9 protein-coding genes are annotated in these 10,113 nt (G+C 61.4%); 1 reads left to right on the top strand and 8 read right to left on the bottom strand.

The genetic code is table 11. The annotated features are described in order from the left end of the window. The 4 genes from AC1D1P_RS06715 to AC1D1P_RS06700 all read right to left on the bottom strand — a co-directional run. Positions 1-2,265: fimbria/pilus outer membrane usher protein (locus AC1D1P_RS06715; RefSeq protein ID WP_477672477.1), on the bottom strand; the 2,265-nt coding region annotated here is incomplete at its 3' end. 17 nt (positions 2,266-2,282) lie between these two features. Next, the gene (locus tag AC1D1P_RS06710) at positions 2,283-3,014 is read right to left on the bottom strand and encodes a fimbrial biogenesis chaperone (protein ID WP_477672476.1); all 732 of its coding nucleotides are present in this window, start codon (positions 3,012-3,014) and stop codon (positions 2,283-2,285) included. 2 nt (positions 3,015-3,016) lie between these two features. Next, entirely contained in the window at positions 3,017-3,559 is a 543-nt protein-coding gene (locus AC1D1P_RS06705; protein ID WP_477672475.1) for a hypothetical protein, read from the bottom strand. A 59-nt stretch (positions 3,560-3,618) separates the two neighbouring features. Then, the gene (locus tag AC1D1P_RS06700; protein WP_477672479.1) at positions 3,619-4,071 is read right to left on the bottom strand and encodes a spore coat protein U domain-containing protein; all 453 of its coding nucleotides are present in this window, start codon (positions 4,069-4,071) and stop codon (positions 3,619-3,621) included. Positions 4,072-4,341: 270 nt separating this feature from the next. Between AC1D1P_RS06700 and htpG the strand changes: the two genes are divergently transcribed. Beyond that, positions 4,342-6,231 (top strand): molecular chaperone HtpG, encoded by a 1,890-nt coding sequence (gene htpG / locus AC1D1P_RS06695; protein WP_477672478.1) that lies wholly within the window; start codon positions 4,342-4,344, stop codon positions 6,229-6,231. A 164-nt stretch (positions 6,232-6,395) separates the two neighbouring features. Here htpG and AC1D1P_RS06690 read toward each other — a convergent pair whose 3' ends face one another. The 4 genes from AC1D1P_RS06690 to AC1D1P_RS06675 all read right to left on the bottom strand — a co-directional run bounded on the left by AC1D1P_RS06690 (position 6,396) and on the right by AC1D1P_RS06675 (position 9,953). Continuing rightward, positions 6,396-7,469 carry a serine/threonine protein kinase gene (locus AC1D1P_RS06690; RefSeq protein WP_477672474.1) on the bottom strand — a complete coding sequence of 358 codons (1,074 nt, stop codon included), beginning with the start codon at positions 7,467-7,469 and terminating at the stop codon, positions 6,396-6,398. 143 nt (positions 7,470-7,612) lie between these two features. Next, on the bottom strand, positions 7,613-8,719 hold the full coding sequence (locus AC1D1P_RS06685) for a DUF2855 family protein (RefSeq protein WP_477672473.1): 1,107 nt from the start codon (positions 8,717-8,719) through the stop codon (positions 7,613-7,615). A gap of 291 nt (positions 8,720-9,010) precedes the next feature. Next, the gene (locus AC1D1P_RS06680) at positions 9,011-9,427 is read right to left on the bottom strand and encodes an organic hydroperoxide resistance protein (protein WP_477647553.1); all 417 of its coding nucleotides are present in this window, start codon (positions 9,425-9,427) and stop codon (positions 9,011-9,013) included. Between the two features lie 67 nt (positions 9,428-9,494). After that, positions 9,495-9,953, bottom strand: coding sequence for a MarR family winged helix-turn-helix transcriptional regulator (locus tag AC1D1P_RS06675; protein ID WP_477672472.1), 459 nt, complete (start codon positions 9,951-9,953; stop codon positions 9,495-9,497). Between the last annotated feature and the right edge of the window lie 160 nt (positions 9,954-10,113).

The raw sequence follows: 10,113 nt of genomic DNA, 5'->3' as shown, positions 1-10,113 counted from the left end.
CTGCAGGCCGGTGACAAAGGCCTCGCCGCGGCGAGCGGTAAAAAACTCTTTCTTGTCGCCGATCAGCTCAACCTCTGCACCTGAGGGCGCCGGCTCGCCATCGTCCAGCTCAATACGAATCAAGGCGCCCCGTCCTGAGCGGACGGGAAACGCGATCTTGACCGCACCCCGAAGCGCCGGCACGGCTTCGAGCTCGATGGAGTCGAGTTCGGCGCTGATCGGCAGCTCGCTCGGATCCAGGCGTACGCTGTTGCGCTGGAACGGTAGCAGGYGCGGCAGCAGCGCAACACCGTCTGAATTGGTTCGGGTCAGTGTGCTGCCCTGAAAGCCCACACCCACATTGGCGTAACCCGGCACTTCCACAATGGCAAAGCTTTCCTGTACGCGGCGCGTGGCGAAGACTTGGCCTTCGGCCGCTACCATGCCTCCGATCAGGCCCAGGCGCAGGTTTTGCTGGCTCTCCCCATTGCTGACATCAGCCGAAAACAGGCCTTTGGTGCCCTGGTAATAAGCGCCGCCTTCCGCATAGCGGCCGTCCGCACGGGAGCCCAGCGCCGTTCGCCAGCCCCAGCCGGTTTCGGCACTCACTGCTCGGCTGGCGTTTACATATCCTTCGGTGCTTCCACTGCGGGTAGTGACACCTGCGGCGATGGTGACCCGATTTTCAAGCGGCACGATCAGGGTGGCGCCCACCGAAGTCCCCGAGCTGATGCCGCTGAGGCGGGTGGCGCTCAAAGTCAGGGCTGCGCGTTGACCGAGGCGCAGGGTGTAATTCACACTGAGGGTGTTGAGCTTTCCGAGGTCGTAGTTGTCAAAGCCGGCGTAACTCACGTTGAAGGCGCCGAAGTTGTCGCTGCTGTAGCTGTAACTGGCGGTGGTTTGCAGGCGGGGCGATGGCGTATCAATACCGATTTGCCGGTAGCCGCGCGATGCGCCTTCCGCGCTGAGTGACACGCCGTGCCGCAGTCCGCTGCGCTCGACCCCGACCATCCAGTTGGTGCCCTGGCCCGCCGCGTCGCTGCGGCTGGCCGAAAACGCCGTCTGTCCCAGCATCTGGAAAGGCAGCTCATAGCTGGCGCCGGCGCCGGCACGCATCAGAGACTTCGACCATTCGCCGTTGGCTTCGACCGTAAGGCTTTTGCTCAGGCCTTGGCGCCAGAGGCCTGAAACGAAACGATCCCCATAATCGGCGTTCTCAATCCCGAGGTCGCGGCGTACGGCCCCCAGCTCAAAGCTCCAGTCGCTGAGGTTTTCTTCCAGCAGGTTGGCATTGCTGAAAAAAGACTGGGTGATGACGGTTTCCCGGCCCAGGATGTCGCGTACCACCACTCGGGCTTCCCCGGCCCCGGTCAGTGCGGGAAAGTTGTCGATGCTGAAGGGGCCGGATGGGACCTTGGAAGTTTGCCGCAATGCGTCGTTGACATAGAGCTCAACGGTGCTGGGCGCCGCCGACAGGCCGGTCACGGTGGGAATGGGCTGGGTGACAAAGCCAGGTTGCAGCGAGAAGTTTTTGCTGAACTGTATGCCGCCGAAATACACTTGGCGTCCCGAAATGCCGGTGCGCGTGCTGCTGTCACCCAGTCGCAGGGAGCTGTTGCTGTCCAKGAAATTCCGGGTGTAGGTGGTTTCAAGCCGACGCCATGAGGCCTTGAGCGTCGGGTCCTGGCTGATGAGGTTGCGACCCACGTAGCTGCTGGTCAACAGCCCCAGCTCCCCCGACACGCCGAATTCGGTCAGGGCGCCCAAGTCCTTCGCGTCCGTGGAGCTACCGGCGATGCGGTTGCGGGTGGTGATGTAGTTCAGGTCGTAATTTGCAAATGCTGCGGGGATCGACGGCGACAGCGGGGGGCGCATGGCCGATTCCTGCGTCAGGCGCACGGCGTTGAAGGCCGCCGGCGAAAACACCAGGTCGACTGACTGGTCGGCGAAATTCAGCCGCGCCTCGAATCCCGGAATGGCCGACAGCGGAAACCACTTTTGGCCCTGGAAATCAACGTCCTGCGCGCTGGGCCGGTGGTTCAACCGCCACTCTTCAAAGGCATCTTCGGGCGCATAAAGGATGCCGTTGCGCTCAAGCAGGGTCCAGACGCCGCCCTTGGTGCTGTTGATGAAGACTTCCAGTGGAAGGAGCCGGTCATTGGCAGACCGGGCCGCTGGCGGTGCATTAGAGGAGGCGGGTGTCTGGGCGTGTGCCAGCAGGCCGTAACAAAGGCCTGCAATGCCTATCGCTACGGGGTGTTTTCGTAAAGTCCACCAGCGCCTCATTGAAATCGGGTGCCAAATCAAGGCAGCGTGATGCTGGTCGTGAGGCTTTGTCCATCGTCAAAGGTCACCACCAGTTGGGCGTCACCTTTTGTAAGGGTCTGCTCTGCCTTAAGCCCGACAGTTTTACGGGCGCCGGGCAGGATGTAACTGCCACCCTCAAATCGGGCCAGGGCTTGCGTGCCCCGCATGACGGTCGCCTCCCGTATCTGGGCATAGGCCGTGCCGGTATTGCTGCACTGCAGGTTGAGAGTTTTGGCATCTGCCAGCTGGTTGGTGCAACTAACCTGACGTTTGGCCGCGGGGGGTGTGATGAACACCGGCATGCTCAAGGCCAGCGCGATGGGAACCTGGATGCCAGACGCAGGCAAGGCTTCTGGCACTTCGCGAATGATCATGCGATAAGTTAGTTGCCGGCTTGCATCCGCAGGTTTCAGCATGGCCAGGCGTACCACTTGCCTGGCCTTGGGCGCCAGCTTGATGATGGGGGGTGCCAGGATCATGTCTTCGGTCAGCACGAGTTCGTCAGTGCCGTCCGGTTTCTGGCTCCAGGTGTTGATGTCGGCCTGCAGCACGACTTCGGTGTCTGCTTCGTTGGTCAGTGTGACTGCAATCGCGCGATCGCGCGGGGTCATGTAAAGCCGCACCGGTGTCACCGAAAAAACGCCAGCCGTAGCTGCCGCCCAAGGCCCCAGCAGGCTTAGCAGGAAGGCGTAGGTGACAAGCTTGCGTCGGCGCTGTGAGACGTTCATCCTTAGAAGGATACCAGCATCTCAACCGATCTAGCATAGTTGCCGGCGTGGGCGAGATGCAGTGCTGTCACGGTACCGCGATCATCCTGAAGCCGCAAACGGGCCTGTTTTTCAATCGCTGCGGCTTCTGTGTCAAGGGCGTAGCGCCGGCTTTCGATTTCCCAGCCGTCGTCCGACTCCTCACCAGCCGTGGCGACCTGGCGCTGGTCCTCCAGCCGGCAGGTATAGCGGGCGCCCGGGTCATTGCGCGACAACTCGTTGCGGCAGTAGTCGGGCAGCAGTGAATCCCGTGTGGGCCGGTAGCCGGGCATGAAGCGGGCGTCCCCGAGGGTGCGGACCTGCGCGATGTTGACGAAGACGTTCGAGTTGCAAGTAACCTGCACCGAGGCGCCACCGGCACCGGAGCCCGAGGCGCTTGTGCAGGCGTTGTTGACACCGGTCAGGTTGATCTGGACGGTGAACTGGCCGCTGTCCGTTCCGGAAAAGGCGCAAACGCCCGTCAGAAACAGGGACACACCGAGAGCCAGCTTTGCAAGCGGACGCATCGGTGTTGTCATGACGGAGCTGACCTCAAGGTCTGACCAGTACGTTGGTACTTGCTCGATYAGTACGTGATGGTCAGGGTACGGGTCTTGTTGGTGGCTGCGGTGTTTGAGCAAGCGCCGCCGGCGGTTGCGCACTTGCCGGCCTGGCCAGCGATCATCGAGCCGGTCACGCTATAGGCCTGCGTGTTGCCGTTGCCAGTGCCGCCGGCTGCGCTCAGTGCCAGGGTGTAGGCAAGGTCAACAGCGTCATCGGTCACCGAGGTGGAGTCGAGTGCCAGGGTGTAAGGCAGTGTTTTTGTACACTGGATCGTGAAACCGCCGGCGGTGGTTTGTGCTTGGGCGGCAACCTGGAACGAGGTGTAGTTGAACACGACGTCCGAGGTCTTGACGTATTTGCAGGAGCTGGTCAGGTTGATGGTGACATCAAACGTTCCAGTGGCGGTCGCTGCCTGAACAGGCAGGGTTGCAATGCTGACGAGAGCCAAGGCAATCAGTGAGAGCAGTTTGTTCATGAAAATCTCCGGTTGAGGAAGCGAAAATGGAAACAAGGATTCGGTGAAGTGGACTGTAACTAGATATTTCTGAAATCGGTTCATTTGTATCTGTAACAGCGCACTCTAGTGGGGAATTTGTCACGACAAACCGTTGAAATTATTGGATTTATTCATAAATAGAGCCAAAAGACTTACTGGTAACAAGCGTAAATACTGCCGTCTGAAACGGCTTCTTCTTTCCGGATCCAGTGAATCAGTAACAAACCTGAAACAACCATGCCCCAAACCATGCAGAAACAAACCCTGTCTTTTCAAGCCGAAGTTGCGCAGCTGCTCAAGCTGGTCACGCACTCCCTGTATTCGAACCCGGACATCTTTTTGCGCGAGCTGGTTTCCAACGCGTCGGATGCCTGCGACAAGCTGCGCTTCGAAGCGTTGAACGATGCGTCGCTGTATGAAAGTGATCCCGAGCTCAAGGTGAAAGTGAGCTTTGACAAGGCGGCCGGGACGCTGACCATTACCGACAACGGCATCGGCTTGTCGCAGCAGGAAGCCATCGACAACCTCGGCACGATTGCCAAGAGCGGCACGCGCGACTTCATGGCCAAACTCTCGGGCGACCAGAAGAATGACGCGCAACTGATCGGCCAGTTCGGCGTCGGGTTTTATTCGGGCTTTATCGTGGCCGACCGCATCGCAGTGGAAAGCCGCCGCGCCGGCCTTCCGGCAAACCAGGGTGTGCGCTGGAGCAGCGACGGCACTGGCGAGTTTGAAGTCAGCGAGCTCGAACGTGCCGAGCGCGGAAGCAGCATCATCCTGCACCTCAAGGAGGAATCGCTCGACTACCTGAACGCCTGGAAACTCAAAGGCATCATCAACAAATACTCCGACCACATTTCGCTGCCCATCCTGATGCAGAAAGAAGCATGGAAGGAAGGCGAAAACGACCAGCCCGGCGAGATGGTGGTGACCGGCGAATGGGAAACCGTCAACCAGGCCGCGGCGCTGTGGACGCGCGCCAAAAAAGACATCACGCAAGACCAGTACGACGAGTTCTACAAGCAGATCAGCTACGACAGCGAAGCGCCACTGGCCACCACGCACAACCGCGTGGAAGGCGCCACCGAATACACGCAGCTGCTGTTCATCCCGGCCAAGGCGCCGATGGACATGTTCAACCGCGACAAGGCCGCGGGCGTCAAGCTCTACGTCAAGCGCGTCTTCATCATGGACGACGCCCAGGCGCTGATGCCGACCTACTTGCGCTTCGTCAAGGGCGTGGTGGACTCGTCCGACCTGCCGCTCAATGTCTCGCGCGAATTGCTGCAGGAAAGCCGCGCCGTCAAGGCAATCCGCGAAGGCTGCACCAAGCGCGTGCTGTCGATGATTGAAGACCTGGCCGCCAATGACGCCGACAAGTTCAAGGCTTTTTATGGCGAGTTCGGCGCCGTGCTCAAAGAGGGCCTGGGCGAAGACTTTGCCAACCGCGAGCGACTGGCCAAGCTGCTGCGCTTTGCCAGCTCAACGACGGATACCGTCAGCGTGGGCTTTGCCGACTACAAAGCCCGCATGAAGGAAGGCCAGGACGCGATTTACTACATCACCGCCGACACACTGGCCGCGGCAAAGAACAGCCCCCAGCTCGAAATCTTCCGCAAGAAAGGCATCGAAGTGCTGTTGATGGCCGACCGCGTGGACGAGTGGGCGCTCAATTACCTGCACGACTTTGACGGCACGCCGCTGCWGTCGGTCGCCAAGGGGGCGGTAGACCTGGGCAAGCTGCAGGACGAAGACGAGAAGAAGGCCGCCGAAGAGGCGCAGACACAGTTCAAGCCCATCCTCGACAAGCTGAAAGAAGCGCTGAAAGACAAAGCCAAGGACGTGCGCGCCACCTCCCGTCTTGTCGATTCACCTGCCTGCCTTGTGGTGCAGGACGGCGACATGTCGACCCAGCTGGCCCGCATGCTCAAGCAGGCCGGCCAGGCCGTGCCSGAGTYCAAGCCCATCCTGGARGTCAAYGCSCAGCAYCCGCTGGTSAAAAAGCTKGAGGCTGGTGTGGAAGGCGCGCATTTTGACGACCTGGCCCACATCCTGTTTGACCARGCCTTGCTGGCCGAAGGCGGCATGCCTGAAGACCCGGCCGCCTATGTGCGGCGGGTGAACGCGCTGCTGGTGTAGGCGCCGCGCGCCGATTTGGCGAATACCAGACCCCAGAAAGGCCCGGAGAGGCTTTTTTGTGAGCCAATTCGGCCTCTGGCCCTTTAGGAGTGTGCGTGGCCAGCTATTAAATTCATAGCGACAGCATGGCCGTGGCCGACTGTCTGGCGCGGGCTGGCAGCTGCTCAGCACACCAGCGGCGGATCCTGCATGGCCTCGGTTTGCTCTTCCAGCATATCGACCTGGCTTTTCCAGTAGTCGCTGGAGCCGAACCAGGGGAAATTGATCGGGAAGATCGGGTCATGCCAACGCTGTGCCAGCCAGGCGCTGTAGTGCACCAGGCGCAGCGTGCGCAGCGGCTCGATCAGCGCGAGCTCGCGCCGGTCGAATTCGCGGAACTCTTCGTAGCCGTCCACCAGCGCACCCAGCTGTCGGGTGCATTGCGCGCGGTCGCCCGACACCAGCATCCACAAATCCTGCACCGCCGGCCCGGTGCGCGCATCGTCCAGGTCGACAAAATGCGGGCCGGCCAGCGGCAGGCCTTCGGGCGTCCACAAAATATTGCCGGGGTGGCAGTCACCGTGCAGGCGCAGGTTTTTCACGTCGCCCACGCTTTCAAATACGGTTTGCGCCACCAGCATGGCTTCATCAAACGCCTTGCGCCAGCGAGACTCCATGTCCAGCGGGATGTAGCCGTGGGAACCTTGGGCGCCATGGTTGCCGCCCGCCAGCAGAATGTCACGCGAGGCATAACCAAAGGTCTGCAGGTTCAGGGCCGGCCGGTGCGCAAACGGTTTGGCGCTGCCGACGGTGTGGATGCGCGCCAGGAAACGGCCTATCCATTCCAGCACTTCCAGGTTGTCCAGCTCGGGCCGCCGCCCACCGCGGCTGGGCGACACGCTGAAGCTGAAGCCCTTGAAGTGGTGCACCGTGCGGCCTTCCAGCACAAGCGCGCCCACCACCGGTATCTCGGCGGCCATCAGCTCGGCGGCGAAGGCGTGTTCTTCGGCAATCTGTTCATCGGTCCAGCGGTCCGGCCGGTAAAACTTGGCCACCACGACATCGCCCGCCAGGTCTGCGTCGCCCACGGGGCTCTCAAGATGGATCTGGTAAACCCGGTTCTCGTAGCTTGAAAGCGCCATCAGGCGGCCGTCGCCCAGTAAACCGACGCTGGCCAGCGCATCGAGCACCACGTCGGGTGTCAATGTCTCGTACGCGTGCAGCGTTGCGTGCGCCGGAGCCTTGTGTTTTTCTGTCATGCCTGATTGTCGGCGCAGATGACGGTGCGCTGCCAGCAAGGGCTTGTAAACGCCTGTTTCTCGGATGAAAAGGCCGGCAACCTAATACCAAACTGCGCGAGAAGCTATAAAAATCATAGCAACTGCCGGTGAGGCAGGATGATTCAGGGCTGCAGGATATGGCCGGTGCGCGGGTCTCCCTTGCCGGCCAGCACTTCCTGGTAGGCCGCTTGCACCGCAACCTGTCCGGCGTGCCGCTGGGCGATGAGCCAGGGTGTTTTGGCACCCGTCACTTGCCGCGTGAAATCCCGCCAGGCGCGCACCAGCTGCTTTCCAAAGCCGTCCTCCCCCCAGTCGGTGATGCGCTTTTTAACTTGCGAAGGTGCAAAGAACAGTATGGGCCGGGGACCAGGCAAGTCCTTGGTGCTGCCTTTGGCGGCCAGGTCGTCCACGTGCGTGCCGCCTATCGAGCAGTTGTAGCGAAGCTGGCCAAAGCGGCTGTGAATGCGCTGGCGCAGGCTGGCGCTGCCCGCGAAGTCGACGTACACGCAAGCCGTGTCGGCGGCAATCGCGTCGAGCTGGTCATAGGTCGCCACACGGCTATAGCACCCCAGGCTTTCACAAAAAGCGACGTTGCCTGGCGACGTGAGGCCTATCACCTCAATACCCGGCCGCTTTGCCAGCTGAAAGGCTGTGCCATACGCCGTTTTGCTGGAGGCGCTGGACAGCAACATGGAGGTGGCGTCGAAAAAGTCGTTGTCCGCCAGGAAGTCATCAATCAGGAAGGAGGTAATGAACAGCGGGCGCAAGAGCGACTGCATGTCTTCGGTAGCCGCGTCATAAAACGGGTCCGCGCTGCAGCGCATGTACTGGTTGTAGGCCACCGGCAGGGCCCGCCGGCGCGCGGCGCCGTCAAAGAAGCCTGCAGGTGTCACGCGGGCCGGCTGCAGCACCAGCTCGCCGGCCATGGGGTAGTAGCCGTAAAACTTCTCCCCCACGGCTACGCCCTCGCATTGCGACTCCGCCACCGTGGCAAACCCCCAGACCGGGATGCAGCCCCAGCCGTCTTCCCCGGTCGGGAAAAACTGCCAGTAGTTCATCGCCTCGCCAAAGGCCGCGTACGTGATGTTGTTGGAGGTCAGCGCAAATGAGTCGATGCGCAGCCGCACCTGGCCGGTCGTGAGCGGCAAATGCGGATCGGTGTGCCAGCGAGTTTGGGCAAGGTCATCTTTCCGGACCTGAAAGGAGGTTGTGAGGGCGGTGTCGTTCATGCACAGCACCCTAAATGAAACGGCCCGCCGGTTCAACACCGGCGGGCCGCGTAGGTGACAACCACCCCYGTCCAGGCTCACTGCGTGTAGCCTGTTCCCCCCTCGAGGGGGCGGCGCCTGCGGCCCGGCRAAGCCGGTTCCGCGGCMCCTGCTGGTGAAATACCCCGCGCTGTTTACGCGCTGAACTCTTCATGCCAGCACGAGCCGCGGGACTGGCTTTGCCAGACCGCAGGCGGGCGGCCCCCTCGGGGGGCAGGGAGCTACACGCAGTGAGCGACCGTGGGGGCTCTATTACTTCAGGGTAATGGTCACGTCAATATTGCCGCGCGTTGCGTTCGAGTAAGGGCAAACCTGGTGCGCTGCATCCACCAGCGCTTGTGCTGCGGCGCGGTCCATGCCGGGCAGGGTGATGTCCAGGCGCACGGCGATGCCGTAGCCGTTCGGGATCTTGCCGAGGTCAACGCTGGAGTCGATGGAAACGTCTGCTGGCACGTCGATTTTCTTCATGCCGCCGACAGCCTTCATCGCGCCGATGAAGCAGGCTGCGTAGCCGGCTGCGAAGAGCTGCTCGGGGTTGGTGCCGGTTCCGGCGGTGCCGGGCGAGCTCAGCGTGACGTCCAGGCGGCCGTCGTCGGTCTTGGACTTGCCGTCACGRCCGCCGGTGGTGTGGGCGTGGGCGGTGTAGAGAACTTTTTCGAGTGTGGTCATGGTGGCTTCCTTTGGAAAATACCCCGGATCGGGGCGGGTTAAAAATTCAGTGAAATGGTGAAAGAAATCAGCCGGTGAGGCGGTTGCGAAACGACTGCACCTGCTGCGTCAGCGACACCAGCTCGGGAATCGAGCACTGGGTGGCGCTCAGGATGCAGCCCGGAATCTTTGCGGCCCTGGCCTTGAGCTTGCGGCCGGCCGCCGTCAGCGTGATGTGAACGCGGCGCTCATCTTCCACTGCGCGGATGCGTGAAAGCAGCCCGGCCGATTCCATGCGCTTGAGCAGCGGCGTCAGCGTGCCCGAGTCAAGGTAAAGCCGTTCACCAAGCTCGGACACCGTGAGGCCGTCCTGCTCCCACAGCACCAGCATTGCGAGGTATTGCGGATAGGTGAGGCCCATCTCCTCGAGCATGGGCTTGTACAGCTTGGTCATGGCCAAAGAGGTGGAGTACAGCGCAAAACACAGCTGGTTGTCCAGCTGCAGCATGGCGTCAGTGGCATTGGCGGAGTCGGTTTTGTTGGGCATGGGTTGAATTATAGCGAGCAATTGAATTGTGTGCAAGTTAATTGTTTCTGAATGTTCCACGGGAGCTTTTCAGGGGCTTTGTACCGGGGCCGCCTGTACCGGGGGCGCGCCACTAAACTTGAGGCCATGCAAACTCCCAGTACCGCGCGCGCCGCAAAAC

The organism is Polaromonas sp. P1_E1_2 (genome assembly GCF_056406035.1).
The sequence above is the reverse complement of the archived record's forward strand: the minus strand, read 5'-3'. Positions and strand labels throughout refer to the sequence as shown.